Here is a 17,931-nt window from a genome sequence, read left to right as displayed (position 1 = left end):
AGTAGCGGAAGCGGCATGGCTCCACCCTTACACGTAACTTAAACGTATCCGGGCATTGGTAAGCAGATTGGAGGGTGAATAGGGAGGGTGACCGATCCTATCGAACCCGCTGACCTCACGTCCCCACGCGGTACGTATAGACATTCTCGAAGAATAATTTTTTGAAATCATCCGCTTTGATGAAAAAATGCAATAAACCGGACAAGTCCCATTCCATCCCGATCTGATCATCAGAATCAGCCTGGAGTAATAGAATCTCATCGCTGGGATGACCTCCGTATTGCAGTGCTGTCATATGGCCCAGGAAACGGAATCCGATTCCACGGTCGTAAGTAATCAGGAATTTCGGTTTGAATTCCAGGGAATAGCGGTTCAAGTCCGTTTCGTTGTTCATCAGATGGTTGGCTTCCAGATAATCTGAATCGGGAATCGTTAATTCAAGCTTTGTTTCGAGCAGCGCGGATTTGAATATTTGATCTTCCGATAATGTCATCGGTGGCTCCATTCGAACCAATTCTGTAGTTTCAGGGGAGTAATATACAACATTATTATTCTTCTTGTCTGAATCATAATCATCGCTGTTATACCATACCTCAGAATCATACACGTAGAAGAAGTAGAGAATTCCGGTAGCCGGATACCCCGGGTTAACCAAATTCATAGGGAACTCTTCAAGATTGATTTGAGCGACAAACGACATGGGATGGTTCTTCCACGAAGGCCATTGAAAGGAAGAGGGCATATCAGGATGTCCCCCGATTTTGCTGGCGCCAAGCTTGATTTCTGTTTCATCTGTCATTTGTGGAACCATGTAGAATCCGGGCAGAATGTGATGTTTTAATGTATCCCAATACTTATCAAGACCTGCTTCTCCCAGCATCAAGCGGATCTCACCCATTGAAGGGTCTGTGATTTGATCAGATGCCAGCGGGTGCTTGTATATGGAGGTCTCATTGCTGCCTGCTGCATTACCCGTTATTAAGAAGCGGAGCAGTAGTATAAACGCTGTTATTATCTTAAATGTATTCAAGGTTTCTCCCGCCCTTCTAAATTGTTATTCTACACGGGCAGGTTAAATTTGTCAGTTCAAATTATCCCATTGATCTTACGGATAAAGCTGACCCTGACCGGCTCCCGGAATAGCATCCTTGCGGAATTCGGAAGGCGAGCAGTTCATCGCTTTGCGGAAGACTTTGATGAAGTAGCTGACGTTGTCGAAGCCGACATCCATGGCGATATCGGAGATTTTGCGGTCACTCTGCTGCAGCAGGGCTGCGGCCTGGCGGATCCGGTAGGAGTTGATATAATCGACGGGCGTCTTGCGGGTCATGCTTTTGAAGAACCGGCAGAACTGCCCCTCACTCATCGGAATCAGTTCGGACAGATCGCGCGTGCGGATTGGCTCCTGATAGTTGTCCTGGATATAGAGGATGACTTTCTTCAGCCGGTCGATCTTCGTGTTATCGGCGCCTGCAGACTGGCTGTAGTTCACCGAACGTCCCGGCGGCGCAATCTGTGAGAGCATGATCAGCAAAGTTCCTTTCATAAAGGACTCGAATCCGGGCATTTTATTATCATATGCCTCCATCATCCGCTCCAGGTGCAGCAGAAGCTCCCCTTGCCAAGGTACGGAGGAGGTGATGTGACGCGGAAAACTCTGGCGTTTCTCCTGAAGCGGCAGAATTACAGTCTGCTGGATGGTATCATATTGGGCGCTGGCCAGGAGATCGGGGTGAAAGACAAGTGCGCAGAACCGGCAGGGAGTGTCCAGAGCCGCATAGGCGGCATGAATATCACCGGATTCAATAAACACGGCTTCGCCGGGGCGGAGCGTGAAATAATCCGTATCCACCTGAAAGAGAATCTCGCCTTCAAGCAGCAGGAAGAACTCCGCTTCCTCATGCCAGTGGGTATCCAGGACAGGGGCTCCGGCCGGGAGCTCTATCCAATAGGCGGCCAAGGGAAACATAACATCCCCGTGTTCACGGTCTTCTTTGAGCAATCGCTGCGATGTGCGGTCCATTATGGCCCTCCTTGTGGGTGAAACATCAAAATAGTGTTATAAATTAGCTATATTATAGTAGTTTTGTGATTTTGTTATCGTTATAATGCAACTATAAACACCAAATTGAAGGGTGGCAAGTGCACACATGAAATTTACAGACGGCCTTTGGCTGGTTCGCGACGGAATCACAATCAATGGTGCAGTTCAGAACTATGCGGTGGAAAAAACTGCAGAAGGTCTGACAGCAATTACGCAGACAACTCCGATTACTGGACGTGCAGCAACACTGAATTCCACACTGCTTACCGTAAAATTCCATTCCCCGCTTCCGGGTGTGGTTGGGATTAAGATTATTCATAATGACGGCGTTATCGACCGCGGTCCTTCCTTTGAATTGACTAAGGGAACAGGCGATCATGTTCAAATTGAAGAAACCGAAGCACAGACCGTGCTGATCAGCGGCGGACTCCGCGTGGTCATTAACAAGGGAACTCACTGGTCGGTAGACTTCTACCGCGGCGACGAGCGCATTACAGGCAGCGGTTACAAATCGATGGCCTATATCACTGATCAGGACGGCAACACGTTCATGCGTGAGGAGCTGGATATCGGCATCGGCGAATTCGTGTATGGTCTGGGTGAACGCTTCACTGCTTTTGTGAAGAACGGCCAGGTAGTTGACCTGTGGAACAAAGACGGCGGTACAAGCTCCGAGCAGGCTTACAAGAACGTTCCATTCTATGTTACCAGCAAAGGCTACGGCGTATTCGTGAACCAGCCTGAACTGGTGTCGTATGAAATCGCTTCGGAGAAGGTGAAAAAAGCCCAATTCAGCGTAGCTGGAGAGAGCCTGGAATACTTCGTTATTGAAGGGCCGACCATTAAAGAAGTTATTACCAAATATACTTCCCTGACCGGCAAGCCTGCGCTTCCACCGGCATGGACCTTCGGCCTGTGGCTGACGACTTCGTTCACAACGGACTACGATGAAGCTACGGTGAACTCCTTCGTAGAAGGAATGGCTGAGCGCGATCTGCCGCTGCATGTGTTCCACTTCGACTGCTTCTGGATGCGCGAATACCAATGGACCGATTTCCAGTGGGATTCCCGTGTATTCCCGGACCCTGTGGGCATGCTGAAACGCCTGCATGAGAAAGGGCTTAAGATCTGCGTCTGGATCAACTCCTACATCGGACAGCGTTCACCGCTGTTTGAAGAAGGCAAGAAGAACGGCTATCTGCTCAAAAAACCGAACGGCGACGTGTATCAGACGGATCTGTGGCAAGCGGGTATGGGACTCGTGGACTTCACGAACCCTGCGGCTTGTGAATGGTATGCAGGTTACCTGCGTGATCTGGTGGACATGGGCGTAGACAGCTTCAAGACCGACTTCGGCGAGCGCATTCCAACGGATGTTGTTTACTTCGACGGCTCTGATCCGCACAAAATGCACAACTACTACACACAATTGTATAACAAGGTTGTCTTTGAAGTACTGGAAGAGAAGCTTGGCAAAGGCGAAGCAGCCGTGTTCGCACGTTCGGCAACCGCTGGCGGGCAGCAGTTCCCGGTTCACTGGGGCGGCGACTGCTACGCCGACTACGAGTCCATGGCAGAAAGCCTGCGCGGCGGCCTGTCGCTCGGCCTGTCCGGCTTCGGCTTCTGGAGCCATGACATCGGCGGCTTCGAGAACACTGCTCCTGCGCATGTCTTCAAGCGCTGGCTGGCCTTCGGCCTGCTCTCCAGCCATAGCCGTCTGCACGGCAGCACCTCGTACCGTGTGCCTTGGGCTTACGACGACGAAGCCGTGGATGTTACCCGCTTCTTCACCAAGCTTAAATGCAGCCTGATGCCTTACCTGTATGATGTAGCCGGACAGGCACATGAACAGGGCTGGGCTTCGATGCGGGCGATGGTGATGGAATTCCCTGAAGATCCGACCTGCGAGGTGCTGGACCGCCAGTACATGCTGGGCGATTCCCTGCTCGTGGCTCCGATCTTCCAGGAGAACGGCGAAGTGAAATACTATCTGCCGGCTGGACGCTGGACGCATCTCCTGAACGGTGAGACCGTAGTGGGCGGATCATGGCGCAAAGAGAAGCATGACTTCTTCAGCCTGCCGCTGTTCGTACGCCAGAACTCCCTGCTTGCCGTGGGCAGCGAAGACAGCCGTCCGGATTATGATTTCGCTGAAGGCGTGAAGTTTGGCTTGTACTCCCTGGAGGATGGCAAGGCTACATCGGCGACCGTACGCGATATCAACGGCGCTCCTGAGCTGAAGGTAGAAGCTGCGCGCAGCGGCAGCAAGGTAACCGTAACTGCAGAAGGCAGCGGCAAAGCATTCACCTTTGCGTTGAAGGATCTCGGCGCTATCGCTTCCGTAGAAGGTGCTGAACAAGCAGATGAAACTACAGTGAAAGTAAACGCCGGAGCTACATCCGTATCGTTCACGATTACGCTGAAATAAGCTTATACCGCCTTATACTCAAGCTCTCTGATGACAGGGGACATTCGTCCCCGGTGTATCAGAGAGTTTTTTGAGGATTGAACAGCGGTAATCCTGCACGGAGTACAACATTTTCCTCATATTATCGATCCTAATCCGGAATTGTTGTATGCAAGGCAGCATTTCTCCTTCTCTCGGCGGCTTTGCGGAGGAATTCATGTATTTCGTACAACATTTCTCTCAAACAGCCTAATATTCAAGCATGGAAGTTGTAGAACGTACAACATTATTGCCTTTTTCCATTTATTACAGGTAAGCTGTGAACGAACTAATAATCTCATTTTTGTCAGCAACGATAGGAGAATAGAATGCTATGAACAATAAAGTTAATACAGGAGTGTACAGCCAGTCTGAATTCACTTCAGCAACGGCAGTATCCGCAGCCGCTAATCATATTATGAACTCGCCCGAGCCGTTCACCCACACGTACCGGATCTATGTCCGCCTGCGGGAGAATGGCAGCCTGACACTGAAGTTCTGGCACAGCAATGCTGTAGACTCCACATGGAACCTGGGAGAGGAGGCAGCTGCCAGTGAACCGGGCGGGGAGTGGAGCATCGAAGCGGCATATGTTGCCGATGGCGGAGCCGTGCCGGATGGTACAGTTGTGCCAGGTTCGCAGGTTCCGGTAACCTTCGGTGGCGAAGCCTCGCGGAACGTTGCTCCGGGCGAGCAGTTCTGGAGCGATGAAGCGCTGCTGGAGCTGCCGGAAGGGCATTACCTGGCCTTCACCTGGACGCTGAAGACGGCAGCTGCCGGGAAGTCGATCCCCTTCAACGTGGAGGGGATGCTGGTCTCCGGCTACGATGCGCCGGGCAATCTGGCTGCTCAGGAGACAGCTGAAGCGTTCAGTGAATCGGACAAGCTGCAGGTCCTGCCTAGCTTCCTGGGATACAAGAAGGATGTAGCGAAGAAGCTGGTCTTCCTGGGGGATTCGATTACGCAGGGAGTGCGGACCGCGAAGGATGAATATTCCTACTGGGCGGCAAGAATTGCTGAAGGATTAGGAACGGAGTACGGGTTGTGGAATATCGGCTCCGGCTGGGGACGGGCCTATGATGTTGCCACGGATGGGGCCTGGCTGGACAAGGCGCAGCAGGGCGATGAAGTGCTGATGGTGCTCGGAGTAAATGATCTGGATATCGGCAACCGTACGGCAGAGGAGCTGCTGGGGGATTTGGCGCATATTATCTCCAAGATTAAGGAAGCACGGCCTGAGACTGCTGTGATTCTCAGCACCGTGCCGCCATTCAATTTCGAGGGGGAACGGGAAGTATACTGGCGCAAGGTGAATGAGACGATCCTGGCGAACCCTCCTGCCGGTGTAGACCGCGTGTTCGATATCGCGGCGGTACTGTCTGTACCTGCTCCGGCAGATCACAGAATCAGACCGGAGTATATGAGCGACGAGTTTGACCCGCATCCGAACGGCAATGCCGGCAAGGCAGTGGCGGATGCATTTCTGGAGTGGTACGGGAAACAATTGTAACGAACTTCTTGAATGCACTAGGCATACTATGTAGTACTTTATCAGAAGGGTAGTGTGCCTGTAGTGAGCATTCAAGCGGGAGTACCAATGCAGCCCAAAGTGCTGTATCAAGCAGATCAAAATTATATTCAGAGTCTGAAGTCTGTTCGGCATCACTTGCACAGTGTATGCAGACAACATGTGAACCAGATTGTCCGGGTGCAGACGATTGACGGCCAGGTCGTTACTGGGAGAATTCTCGGCTGCGATAGAGGATTGTTATACATGGGGGTACAGAATCATCATGGAGCAGGACGCGCCTTCGGAAGCAGCGATGAAGCCATCCTGACCCTGGTACTGTTCGAATTGCTGGTTATAGTTTTATTGTCTTAACTCAAAAGATAAGAGCCTGCGTAAGCAGGTCCTTATCTTTTTTTATGATTGGTTAGAATGTTTTGAGAATGATCACCAGCAGAATGTAAAGGACTAAGATTGTAGTGGTAGAAGTAAAAAGTCCACCGACATTTCCGCAACCGCTCATCGCCTTACCTCCTTCGCAATATCATCTTTCAGAACCATGATATGCACTTTTGGTCATTCGGGTATAGACCATCGACCAATTTAAAGCTCAGAGCCGGGTAAGAAATAGAAGCGGAAATGGATAATGTCTTCAATGCATTCAATGCTCCGCCTGCCCCCGGAAATCCTTCGGCGAGCAGCCGATCTGCTTCTTGAACACCTTGCTGAAGTATTTGACGTCATGGAAGCCGACCATCTCCGAGATCTGCGCCAGCTTCAGGTTAGGATTCTGCATCAGCAGCTTGGCCTTCTCGATGCGGACGCTGCCGATGTAGTCGGAGAAGTTGATGCCATATTCCTGTTTGAATTTGCGTGAGATATACTCGCGGCTGACATAGAATTTGCCGGCAACCTCCTGCAGGGAGAGGTCAGACGGGTAGTTCTGCTCGATATATTTAACGATCTCCGTCATCGGGTTCCGCTCTTTCATGTGTCTGGCTGAGAGCGTCTGGGACAGCTGCTGCATCAGCGCAAAGGACCAGTCGCGCCAGGCGAACAGGGAGAAGGAATAACCGCTTGGCGGCGGTGAAGGACTTAGGAGATCAGCCTGCTCAAGCTCGGCCAGCACACTGTCCGACTGGGTTCCCAGCGCTTCCCGGACCAGCCGCGAACGGAACAGGAGAGCATCTGCCTTCCACGAATTCAGCATTTGCGGGGTAACGACACCCCGGCGGCTGAGCTCGTGGGTCCAGTGCTGCGCGGCAGCAGATAGAGCTTCTGCTGTGCCGCTGATGACCGCCATACGCCAGTCCTCCTGGACATCGGCGAAGTTCAGAGGTGCCTCTGCCTCCGTGTTGGCGGATTCCCGGCTGTCTGGCGCCATGCCGCCGGCTCCCGCACCCGGGGAGAAATGGCAGTAATCCTCATGCCGTAACAGGTTCCGCCGCAGCAGGGCTTCGGCAGCTTCTGTGCGCTGCGCCGGCAGCTGTCCCGGGAACGCGCCTGCGGTGCTGATTCCGAAATGCATGCGGAACTGCAGGGTACGGTAGATCCCCTGATTAATCCGGCTGATCAGCTCGACAACAGATTCCTCCAGATCCCAGAGAATGATGGCGATCTCCGGCGGCCCGCCCCAGTACCGGAAGGCAATGCCCTTACGCTGCAGCTGCAGGAATTCATTGCAGATATTCACGATGGCGTAGTACATCAGCTCACTGTCGCCCCCGAACCGTTTGAGCAGCGGATTGTTGCCGCTGTCCGTCTGCAGAAGGATCAGCCGCGCAGCCCGGACACTCTGCGGTATGATCCCGTCACCGGTCAGCCTGCGCAGCGAAGCCTCGGCATTGACCTTATCATCGATCAGCGCGGAGAGCAGCTTCTCCCCGTAGATCGGCTTGATCTCATTCAGCCGGAGGCTCTGGAGCTGACGGTGGCTGCGCTCCTCTTCTTCGGAGCGCCAGGCGGCTACCGCCTTGGATACCGCAGTGTTAATCATATCTGCTTCAATCGGCTTCAGAATATAGTCAATGCCGCCGTGGCGGACGGTCTGGCGCACGAAGTCGAAATCATCATGCCCGCTGACAACAATGAATTTGGTGTTGCCTGCGAATTCATCCACCCAGGTCATCAGCTCAACGCCGCTGCCTGACTCCATCATCATATCCATAATCACCAGCGCAGGCTTCTCCTTGCGGATCAGCCCGATGGCTTCATTACCGTTCCCTGCTTCCAGAATCTCATCAATCTGATGCGCATCCCAGTCCACCAGCAGCCGGACGGCCTTCCGGACTCTTGCTTCGTCATCCACAATAAGCGCCTTCATATCCGTTCACTCTCCACTAATATATCAATTTGAAGCCGGATGATGACCCCGCCTGCTGGCAGATTGTCCACCGTCAGAGAGGCATCATCCCCGCATACCAGCCGCAGCCTGGCCAGCACATTCCCAAGGCCGATTCCCGCACCGGGAGCATCGCGTCTGCTATAGCTGTCCTGACCGGAATTCTTGAGCATGTCGAGCTCTTCAACAGCCCTTGGCTGCTGCAGCTCCTTGCGCAGCGTCTCCAGCCTTGCGGCCGGAATTGAGAGGCCGTTGTTCCAGATACTGATTTCCATCCGGCCGGGGCTCAGTCTGGCTGCTGTAATCTCAATGAATCCGTCTGTACGGGCGAGGTTGAATCCATGCTTGAAGTAATTCTCCACAATCGGCTGCAGGATCATTTTGGGCATCAGCGCGTGCAGCAGGGAGTCTTCCATATCGTAGCGGAAACTGAACTTATTTTCAAAACGTTCCTTCTGCAGCTCAATATAGGCTTTGACATGCTCCAGCTCATTCTGTATCGTCACAATCTTCTCATCATTATACATGCTGTAGCGCATCATCTTGGCCAGTGCCGAGAGCAGGCCGTAGATTTGCGGCACCTTCAGCTCAAGGGCGAGCGTGCCGATGATCTGAAGCGTGTTGTTCAGGAAATGCGGGTTAATCTGCGACTGCAGCGCCCTCAGCTCATTGGTTTTGTTCGACAGCTCCAGCCTGTATTCCCGCAGAATCAGGTTGTTGATCGTGTCCATCATACTGCGGAAATGCTCCGTGACTACACCGATCTCATCTTTTCCCGCCGGGCGGATATCGATCTCCAGGTTACCGGTCTGGACCTGATTCATATAACGGGTCAGCTGCTTAATGGGAGCCGTTATCCGGAAGGAGATGAGAATCGTCAGCGTGATGATCATGCTCATCAGCACGAAGAGCAGCAGCAGGTTAATGCCGGCAGCCTCTTTGGCTTCGCGGAACAGATAGGAGACAGGGATCTGCTTGACGAGCGTCCAGCTAAGGCCGATGCTTTCGACTTTTTGATAAATGAACACAGAGTTGTCCTGCTCAAAATACCCTTGGGTCCCCGTGCTGTCAGCTATCTGCTTATTGTACCACGCTGCATCCAGCGGTTTGCCGAATGTGCCGGCGTCAGGCCCATACACCAGTCTTCCGGCGCTGTCTACCAGATAGATGGTTTCCTGATCCTGGTCGTACAGCTGGTCTACTATATCACCAAGAGCTGCCAGCTTGACATCAATCGAGAGATAGCCGAGTGCTTCAGAGGAAGGGATGCGCTCAATTCTGCGGTGCATCGTAAAAACAGGCTCCGGCACGAACTGCGTTAACGGCAGCTTTAGCCCGTAGGCGTTGCTGGTATGGGTACTCTGCACCTCAACCGGAGAGGTTCCTGTAATATTGGACTCCTGGTAGGGCAGGTTTTCCAGCCAGCGCTTGGGCGTTGTATTATCGGTAATCAGTGTAGATTTACCGTCTTTGACACCGTATAAGTACACCTGTGAGATGTTGGGCAGCGAGGTGGAAATGTAACTGAGTGAGTTGTAAATTGCGATATCGGAGGACAGGTCGTCGTGCCCCGCTTCCAGCAGCCGGTAGAATTCCGAGTCAGAATACACGCTCAGCGACAGGCGGTTGATCTCCCCGATCAGACTGTTAATGTTCTTGTAGCCCTGATAGAGCAGATTCTTATTCTCATCGACCGCCCGGGTTCTCAGGGAGTTGGTCGTATAGGAATAGCTGACGAACATAGTAGCCATAATACAGATTAATGTAGGCAGGAGTAGAAAAACGATCAGTTTCGTGCGGATACTGTTCCATTTCATGAGGTGCTTGTCACATCCGATCAATATTTTACACCTTAAAGATCACATGCGTAGGTGTAAGGGGCTCTGCAAAAAACAGATAATATGTTTAGATCATAAACAAGTGAGTGAGTAAAAGAAAGGGGGGCCATTAAATGCGCGGCAATAAGTTGTCCCAATTAGGTCAACAAGTATTTTTCGTTGGCCCGGCATTATTGTTTTTTACCTTGATCACGATTATTCCTTTCCTGATGGGGATGTACTACTCCTTCACAGACTGGAACGGCGTATCGGGTAATGTTAGCTGGGTCGGCTTTGAGAACTTTAAAATGATTTTTACCAATGATCCCGATTTCTGGTCATCCTTCTGGTTCACCGTGAGATTCACGGCCCTTGGAGTGATATTGACCAATGTAGTGGGCTTTTTCCTGGCCTATCTGCTGACCAAACCTCTAAAAACACGCAATATGCTCCGGACCATTTTCTTCATGCCGAATGTGATCGGGGGATTGCTGCTTGGTTTCATATGGCAGTTCATCTTCATCAAAGGCTTCGCTACCATGGGGGATATGACAGGCTGGTCCTTCTTCAACCTTCCTTGGCTCGGTGACGCAACAACCGGCTTCTGGGCAATCGTCATGGTGTTCATCTGGCAGTCCTCCGGTTATCTGATGGTTATCTACATCGCTTCGCTCAGCAACGTGTCCAAAGAAGTGCTCGAAGCTGCCGAGATTGACGGCGCATCCCGGATGCAGGTGCTTCGCAACATTATCGTGCCGCTGATTATGCCTGCGGTGACGATCGGCTTGTTCCTGGCGATTTCCTGGTCCTTCAAAATGTTCGACCTGAACCTGTCGCTGACCAAAGGCGGGCCGTTCAAATCGACGGAATCCGTTGCTATGAATATCTACAATGAAGCCTTCCTGAACAACCGTTACGGTCTGGGTACGGCAAAAGCGCTGTTATTCTTCGTGATTGTCGCACTGATCACAGTGATTCAGGTCCGTGTAACGAAGAGCAAGGAGGTAGAAGCTTAAATGAATGCTAAATCAAAAGGCAGATGGAATATCGGAATTGAAGTGATTATGATTCTTCTGGCGCTTCTGTTCCTCTCTCCTTTCTATTTCCTGCTGGCGAACTCGGTGAAATCCTTCGGTGAGATCCTGAGCGATGCGGCCAGCTGGCCGCAGACCTTCATGTGGTCGAACTATACTAATGCCTGGAAGCTGGCCCGGTTCTCCGAGGCCTTCCGCAACTCGCTGATTGTTACGATCATCAGTGTGGTGCTGATCTCGCTGTTCAGCGCTATGGCGGCTTACCGCATGGTGCGTGCCAACAACCGGTTCAACCAGGTTCTGCTGCTGCTGTTCGTAGCCGCTATGGTCGTTCCGTTCCAGACCATCATGATTCCGATCCTGAAGGTTGTTAACATTCTGCATGTGAACAACTCCTTCACGGGTCTGATCATCTCCAATCTGGGACTTAGTATTCCGATGGCGATCTTCCTGTTCCACGGCTTCATCAAGTCTGTGCCGCTGGAAATTGAAGAAGCGGCAACCGTGGACGGCTGCAATCCGATCTCGGCCTTCTTCCGGATTGTGCTTCCGCTGCTGAAGCCGATGCTGATGACGATTATCGTGCTGAATGCCCTGGGCATCTGGAATGACTATCTGCTTCCATCGCTGATTCTTCAGGCACCCGGACTGCGGACCATTCCGCTGGCGACCTTCTCCTTCTTCGGGCAGTATACGAAGCAGTGGGATATGGCGCTTCCGGCACTGACTATCGGGGTTGCTCCCATCGTGATTTTCTATCTGTTCATGCAGCGTTACATTGTTGAGGGAATAGCGGCTGGCTCGGTGAAGGGTTAATTCACCGGGCTCCCGTTCCACATATTAAGCAGTTAACTTATTCAAGGGGGAAATAAAAATGATGAAAAAACGCTCTGCAGTGATGCTGTCCAGCGTCATGCTGATGTCTGTCGTGCTTGCAGCATGCGGCGGTAACAACAATACCGCTTCAAATAATGCATCAAATGGAAGCGCTGGCAACTCCGGTGAAGTGAAAACGGTTAAGATCTTCCAGTTCAAAACCGAAATCGTAGAAGGCCTTAACGAGCTTAAGGTTGAATTCGAGAAAGAACATCCTAACATCAAGCTGGACATCCAGACTGTCGGCGGCGGCGCAGACTATGCGGCAGCCCTGAAGACTAAATTCGCTTCCGGCGATGCTCCTGATATTTTCTCCAACGGCGGTTACGCTGAATTCGATCTGTGGGGAGACAAGATCGAGGATCTGTCCGATCAGCCTTGGGTCAAGGATCTGATTCCTTTGGCTGCAGAGCCTATGACCAGAGACGGTAAAACCTATGGTATGCCAATGAACCTTGAAGGTATCGGTTATGTATACAACAAGGACCTGTTCGCGAAAGCCGGTATCACTGAAACGCCAAAAACGATCACTGAGCTGGAAGAAGCGGCTAAAAAGCTGCAGGCGATCGACGTTATTCCCTTCGGCAACGCATATCAGGAATGGTGGCTGCTGGGTATCCAGGGCATCAGCGTAGCTTTTGCACAGCAGGATAATGTGGATGAATTCATCAGCGGCCTGAATGCCGGAACTTCCACCATCGTAGGCAACGAGAAGTTCAAGGACTGGAGCAACCTGCTTAACCTGACGGTGAAATACGGACAGAAGAATCCTTTGACTACCGATGCCAACACGCACCTGGCTATGTTCGCTAATGGCGAAGTTGCCATGATGCAAGAAGGAAACTGGGCGCAGACGCTGGTTGATAACATTACGCCTGACATGAACATCGGCATGTTCCCTATGCCAATCAGTGACGATCCTGAGTTGAACGATAAGCTGTCTGTAGGTGTTCCGGCGAACCTGGTCGTAAACAAGGATTCCGGATCTAAGGAAGAAGCCAAGACTTTCCTGAACTGGCTCGTAACTTCTGACATGGGTAAAGAATATATCTCTAAAAAGTGGAAATTCATCCCTGCCCTGTCGACTATTCCAGTAACAACTGAAGATGTAGGCCAGCTTGGTTCCGATGTATGGAACTATGTTCAAGAAGGTAAAGTTTACGGTCTGCAGGCTTCGAAATTCCCTGATGGTGTAACTCAAGAATTCGCAAGCAGCATCCAAGAGCTGATCGCGGGCAAAGTGGATGAAGCCGGCTGGGAAAAAGGCATGCAGGCGGGTTGGGACAAGCTGAAGAAATAATCAGTACCTGCAAGCAAATCATTCTAATGTAATACTAAACAGAGAGTCCTTCTAGGGACCTAACCCGGATAAAGTGGATTTGCCAGGACGCTCCAGTCTATCTCAGCATATGAGGTGAGGCGGGGGCGTCCTTTGGGTTATCCGGAAAACAGGCGGCTGGCTGAGATATACTCTATTTATAAAGTGTCTGTGCATGAATGAGGAGAGGGAGCTGATGGAGGTTATGGAGCTGAACAACTACAGCAAGGTGCAGATCGGTGTGGACTATTATCCCGAGCACTGGGACGAGTCTATGTGGGAGAGCGATATCAGGCTAATGAAGGAAACCGGAGTCAAAGTAGTCCGGGTCGCGGAATTTGCCTGGAGCCGGCTTGAACCGGCGGAAGGGGAGTTTGATTTCACCTGGCTGGACCGGGCGCTGGAGCTGTTCCATGCGTACGGGATTCAGATTGTCATCGGGACGCCGACAACAACACCGCCGCGCTGGCTGACCTCTGCTTACCCGGATGTGCTGCCCGTATATGCGGATGGAGGCGTGTACCATCCGGGAGTGCGCGGACACCGCTGTTACAACAGCGTATCGCTGCGTAAGTATGGCACCCGGATTGTTGAAGCGCTGGCCCGGCATTATAGCAGTCATCCTGCCGTAACCGGTTGGCAGACAGACAATGAATTCGGCATGCTGGATTGCCACTGTGACAGCTGCAATCTGGCGTTCCGCAGCTGGGTTCAGAAGAAATACGGCACAACTGAACAGGTGAATGCAGAGTGGGGAACAGTCGTCTGGAGCGGGGAGTACAGCAGCTGGGATGAACTGACGGTACCCTATGGCGGCTCGCCATTCCAGAACCCCTCCATGCTGCTGGATTTCCAGCGCTTCCAGTGGGAGGCAGCGGTTGCCTTCCAGAAGACGCAGACAGAAGTGCTGCGCGCGGTCTGCCCGCAGCACTTCATCACCCACAACTTCCACAGCTATCCGCAGCGGCTGGATATGCACGGGCTGGCTGAGGACCTTGATGTCGCAGCCTTCGACTATTATCCGAACCCCTCGCCGCAGAAGCAGGCTACCGCGCCTTACAGCGGGGCGTTATCCCTGGATCTGACCCGCGGCATCAAACGCCGCAATTTCTGGATCATGGAGCAGCTCAGCGGCCCGCCGGGCTGCTGGTTCCCGATGTGGCGGACGCCTTATCCGGGGCTCATCCGCGCCTATAGCTGGCAGGCGATTGCCAGAGGTGCGGATACCGTGGTGCATTTCCGCTGGAGAAGCGCAGCTGCCGGGGCGGAACAGTTCTGGCACGGGCTGATCGACCACAGCAATGTACCCGGGCGGAGATTTGCTGAATTCGCCCAGTTATGCGGTGAAGTGAACCAACTGGCTCCGCTGCTGGAGGGGAGCCGCGTAATTAGCCAGGCGGCTATCCTATATTCGCATGAGCAGATGGCAGCGCTGCGGATTCAGCCCCAGGCGGAAGGGCTGGACTACTATGAGAACATCAAGCAGTACCACCGGGCACTGACCAGGCTTGGCATTGGCTGTGATGTTATCGGCTGGCGGCAGCCGCTGGAGGGATACAAGCTGGTGATTGCCCCCAGCCTGTATCTGCATGATGAAGCAGCCGCGCAATTGCTGGAGGACTTTGCGGCAGGAGGCGGAACAGTAATTCTTACCAGCCGCAGCGGTGTGAAGAATATGAACAACATCTGTGTGATGCAGCCGCTGCCGGGACTCTTCTCCCGGGCGGCGGGCGTAACGGTGGAGGAATATGATCCGGTGGGAGGCGAGGTCCATTTGCTTCGCGGCTCTGACGGAACCCGGTATGAATGCAGCCAGTGGTGCGACATTCTGCGGCCGGAGGGAGCTGAGCCGATCGTCTGGTATGAGGATGATTTCTTTGCAGGTGCTCCTGCGGTTACGGTGAACCGCTTCGGGGCGGGCAGGGTTTATTATATCGGCACCCATGCGGAGGAGAGTTACTGGGTGAAGCTTCTGGGTGATCTTGCACCGGAAGCGGGTCTTCCCCTGTTCCCTGAATTGCCGGACGGCGTGCAGGCCTTCACACGTACAGGAGACAAGGGAGAGCTGCTGTTCCTGCTGAATCTCAGCCGGACGCCTCAGACAGTAGGGCTAGACAAGCTTTACCTCAGCGCTCTTACCGGTACCCTGATGACTGGCCCGGTAGAGCTTGCGGCGTATGGTGTAGAGATTCTGGAGACTGAAGGCTGAAGCTTGGCGGGGTACTGATACTCAGGCGGAAGGATGGCGTCTCTTGTCCAGCATGCGCGAGAGGAAGGGGATGACCACGGCTCTGGATTGCGGAGGATTCATTCCTGCAGGCTGGTCCTTCGGCGGAGTCTGAGGATCTTCTTGCCGGAGCATGTCCAGCAGGTCATAGACCGTTGTGATTTGATCCGAAGCTATAGCTAATTCTTTACCCTCCGGGTTACCGGGGACCTTGAAATTCCATTGTTTGTTTCCCATGGTTATCACTCCTTATTCGTGTGTGCCCTTCGGCGGAGACAGCATGTTTCTTTTATATTTCCATCATAATCTGCGCAGCGGATCATGTATAATGAAGGGAAATGATGGTGGCCATCACTGCGGCTGATGGGTGATCCGGGGGAGAGATGCGGTATGGATATGGGTCTTCTAAAAGTATTTCTGGCGGTTGCTGAAGAAGGTAGTATCTCTAAAGCAGCCCAAAGCCTAAACTATGTGCAGTCGAATGTGACAGCCAGAATTCAGCAATTGGAGCAGGAGCTGAAGACTCCGCTCTTCTACCGGCACAGCCGGGGGATCACGCTGACTTCAGCGGGACAGACGTTCATGGAATATACGGTCAGGATTCTTAAGCTGCTGGACGAAGCCAAACAGGCGGTGCTGGATTCACCGGTGCCCAAAGGCTCGATTACGGTCGGCTCGGATACGACGGCTGCTGTCCGGCTGCCTGCTATCCTGTCCGCTTACCGGGTCTGTTACCCTGATGTTGAAGTTCATCTGCAGGTGGGACGGGCGGGGGAGCTTATTGATTCTGTCCTGCAGCATACCGTGCACGGCGCCTTTCTGGACGGACCGGTGGAGCATCCGGAGATTGTCCAGGAGCTGCTCATCCATGAGCGGATCGGCCTTGTGATTCCGGATACGATGGATTATCAGGGCATCCGCTCTGTGCATGACAAGACACTGCTGATGCTGAATTCAGAGTGCCTGTACCGGAGCAGGCTGGAGAAATGGCTCGCCGAAGAGGGCGGCCGGCTGGGCAAGGTGATGGAATTCGGGACGATGGAGGGACTCCTCGGCTGTGTGAAAGCGGGAATTGGCTATGCGGTGCTGCCTTTATCCTATTTCACCCGGATGAATGTAACGGAAGGGATCCGCATTTATCCGTTTCCGGAGAAGTATGCGGAGGTTCCGACAGTGTTCATCCGGCGGCGCGACCTCTATATGACGAGCGCTTTCCGGGAGTTTATAGAAGAGCTTAAGGCTGGGCTGCCTGAAGCGGTGAGCGGGGCAGATATGACGGCGGACACAGCGGCAGAGCTGTGAATTAACAGCTATATAATCAAACAGCGGCACCCCGGCTGGCTTAGCTGCGGGTGCCGCTGTTTATGTCTGGAGATGGATTAATGCAGCTTCCTGAACTGCTCCGGCGTAATCGCCGACTGCTTGCGGAACGTAGCCACGAAGTGGCTGACGTCGCGGAAGCCGACGCGCTGTGAGATTGCTTTTACCGTAAGCGCAGGCTGGGTGACAAGGAGCTCCTTGCTCTTGCGGATTCGCAGCCGGACGAAATAGGCATAAGGGGAGAGGCCGAACGTCTGCAGGAACAGGCTGTTCAGATAACGCCCCGATACATCAAGCTGGGCCGCGAGATCATAGAGACCAACCTCGGGATCGCCGTAGTGGCTGTCCATCCATTTCAGCAGCGGCTGCAGCTTGTCCACATTGCGGGAGATCGCTGTGTTATTGTGCAGCTGCCCGTACTTGTTCAGCGTCAGCAGGAAACGGTAGGCGTCGGTCGATTCACCCAGGTTGAACATGTCTCCGGAAGTGTCATGGCGGTCCAGCATGTCCTTCAGCATATGGCGGAGCGGCGATTCATTCTCCCAGCGGTACAGAAGATTGGTATTCATCGCGAGCGAATCCAGAATATGCCGGGCTGAAGTCCCGCCGAAGGTGAGATAATAGGTGCACCATACCTCGGAAGAGAGGGATTCATAGCCGTGCGGTATACCCGGCATCAGGAGAATGCCGCTGCCTTCGGCGAGTGTTATTTTTTTGTTGTCGAAATGAATGATTCCTTCACCGTACGCGGTTTGCAGCCAGTGGTAGGTATGATAGCCTTGGGGGCGGGAGACTTTCTCCTGATCGGGGTTATAGCCCATACTATCCAGGGTAATCGGAAGCTGCTGGCCGCTCTCCTGGGCGAACACGATTCTGCGCACGGTGCTAACTGGCATAAATGTCAACTCCTGTAGTTCCATATTATTATATGATTGATTTTTTATTTTATATATAAAGCGCTTAGTTTAATGCTTAAAATAAGAATATACTTATACTATAAA

The 17,931-nt window shown here is 52.8% G+C and carries 15 protein-coding genes; 8 read left to right on the top strand and 7 right to left on the bottom strand.

Features of this window, described 5'->3' with window-relative positions:
- Window positions 1-115: 115 nt before the first annotated feature.
- Together MHI42_RS15855 and MHI42_RS15850 are read right to left on the bottom strand one after the other, a co-directional pair.
- A complete protein-coding gene (locus MHI42_RS15855; RefSeq protein WP_342424409.1) occupies window positions 116-898 on the bottom strand; it encodes a YwqG family protein in 783 nt (260 codons plus the stop codon).
- Window positions 899-1,105: 207 nt separating this feature from the next.
- Window positions 1,106-2,023, bottom strand: coding sequence for a helix-turn-helix domain-containing protein (locus tag MHI42_RS15850; RefSeq protein WP_171720617.1), 918 nt, complete (start codon window positions 2,021-2,023; stop codon window positions 1,106-1,108).
- A gap of 127 nt (window positions 2,024-2,150) precedes the next feature.
- On the opposite strand from MHI42_RS15850, the gene yicI reads away from it, so the two are divergent.
- The 3 genes from yicI to MHI42_RS15835 all read left to right on the top strand — a co-directional run bounded on the left by yicI (window position 2,151) and on the right by MHI42_RS15835 (window position 6,372).
- On the top strand, window positions 2,151-4,472 hold the full coding sequence (yicI, locus tag MHI42_RS15845) for an alpha-xylosidase (RefSeq protein WP_342424408.1): 2,322 nt from the start codon (window positions 2,151-2,153) through the stop codon (window positions 4,470-4,472).
- 352 nt (window positions 4,473-4,824) lie between these two features.
- The gene (locus MHI42_RS15840) at window positions 4,825-6,000 is read left to right on the top strand and encodes a GDSL-type esterase/lipase family protein (protein ID WP_342424407.1); all 1,176 of its coding nucleotides are present in this window, start codon (window positions 4,825-4,827) and stop codon (window positions 5,998-6,000) included.
- Window positions 6,001-6,087: 87 nt separating this feature from the next.
- Entirely contained in the window at window positions 6,088-6,372 is a 285-nt protein-coding gene (locus tag MHI42_RS15835; RefSeq protein ID WP_052421674.1) for a hypothetical protein, read from the top strand.
- Between the two features lie 52 nt (window positions 6,373-6,424).
- Here the strand turns inward: MHI42_RS15835 and MHI42_RS15830 are convergent, their stop codons facing one another.
- The 3 genes from MHI42_RS15830 to MHI42_RS15820 all read right to left on the bottom strand — a co-directional run bounded on the left by MHI42_RS15830 (window position 6,425) and on the right by MHI42_RS15820 (window position 10,155).
- Window positions 6,425-6,520, bottom strand: a complete 96-nt coding sequence (locus MHI42_RS15830; protein ID WP_231575287.1) for a YjcZ family sporulation protein — start codon at window positions 6,518-6,520, stop codon at window positions 6,425-6,427.
- A 138-nt stretch (window positions 6,521-6,658) separates the two neighbouring features.
- Entirely contained in the window at window positions 6,659-8,320 is a 1,662-nt protein-coding gene (locus MHI42_RS15825) for a helix-turn-helix domain-containing protein (protein WP_342424406.1), read from the bottom strand.
- Complete coding sequence (locus MHI42_RS15820; RefSeq protein ID WP_342424405.1) at window positions 8,317-10,155, bottom strand: histidine kinase; 1,839 nt, start codon at window positions 10,153-10,155, stop codon at window positions 8,317-8,319. The genes MHI42_RS15825 and MHI42_RS15820 overlap by 4 nt, the downstream gene beginning before the upstream one ends.
- 134 nt (window positions 10,156-10,289) lie before the next feature.
- On the opposite strand from MHI42_RS15820, the gene MHI42_RS15815 reads away from it, so the two are divergent.
- The 4 genes from MHI42_RS15815 to MHI42_RS15800 all read left to right on the top strand — a co-directional run bounded on the left by MHI42_RS15815 (window position 10,290) and on the right by MHI42_RS15800 (window position 15,592).
- Entirely contained in the window at window positions 10,290-11,171 is an 882-nt protein-coding gene (locus MHI42_RS15815; protein ID WP_171720612.1) for a sugar ABC transporter permease, read from the top strand.
- Complete coding sequence (locus tag MHI42_RS15810) at window positions 11,172-12,005, top strand: carbohydrate ABC transporter permease (protein ID WP_171720611.1); 834 nt, start codon at window positions 11,172-11,174, stop codon at window positions 12,003-12,005. It abuts the gene before it with no gap.
- Between the two features lie 58 nt (window positions 12,006-12,063).
- Entirely contained in the window at window positions 12,064-13,365 is a 1,302-nt protein-coding gene (locus MHI42_RS15805; protein WP_342424404.1) for an ABC transporter substrate-binding protein, read from the top strand.
- A 193-nt stretch (window positions 13,366-13,558) separates the two neighbouring features.
- Window positions 13,559-15,592 carry a beta-galactosidase gene (locus tag MHI42_RS15800; protein ID WP_342424403.1) on the top strand — a complete coding sequence of 678 codons (2,034 nt, stop codon included), beginning with the start codon at window positions 13,559-13,561 and terminating at the stop codon, window positions 15,590-15,592.
- 21 nt (window positions 15,593-15,613) lie between these two features.
- Here MHI42_RS15800 and MHI42_RS15795 read toward each other — a convergent pair whose 3' ends face one another.
- Window positions 15,614-15,847 (bottom strand): hypothetical protein, encoded by a 234-nt coding sequence (locus tag MHI42_RS15795; protein WP_342424402.1) that lies wholly within the window; start codon window positions 15,845-15,847, stop codon window positions 15,614-15,616.
- A 153-nt stretch (window positions 15,848-16,000) separates the two neighbouring features.
- Here MHI42_RS15795 and MHI42_RS15790 point away from each other — a divergent pair, with 153 nt between their 5' ends.
- Window positions 16,001-16,912, top strand: a complete 912-nt coding sequence (locus MHI42_RS15790; RefSeq protein ID WP_171720608.1) for a LysR family transcriptional regulator — start codon at window positions 16,001-16,003, stop codon at window positions 16,910-16,912.
- Window positions 16,913-16,989: 77 nt separating this feature from the next.
- Here the strand turns inward: MHI42_RS15790 and MHI42_RS15785 are convergent, their stop codons facing one another.
- The gene (locus MHI42_RS15785; RefSeq protein ID WP_342424401.1) at window positions 16,990-17,826 is read right to left on the bottom strand and encodes a helix-turn-helix transcriptional regulator; all 837 of its coding nucleotides are present in this window, start codon (window positions 17,824-17,826) and stop codon (window positions 16,990-16,992) included.
- Window positions 17,827-17,931 lie beyond the last annotated feature (105 nt).

It is taken from the genome of Paenibacillus sp. FSL E2-0178, from assembly GCF_038593005.1.
Lineage (GTDB): Bacteria > Bacillota > Bacilli > Paenibacillales > Paenibacillaceae > Paenibacillus_AQ > Paenibacillus_AQ phytohabitans.
Note: the sequence above shows the minus strand (reverse complement) of the source record. Positions and strands in the feature narration are given on the sequence as shown.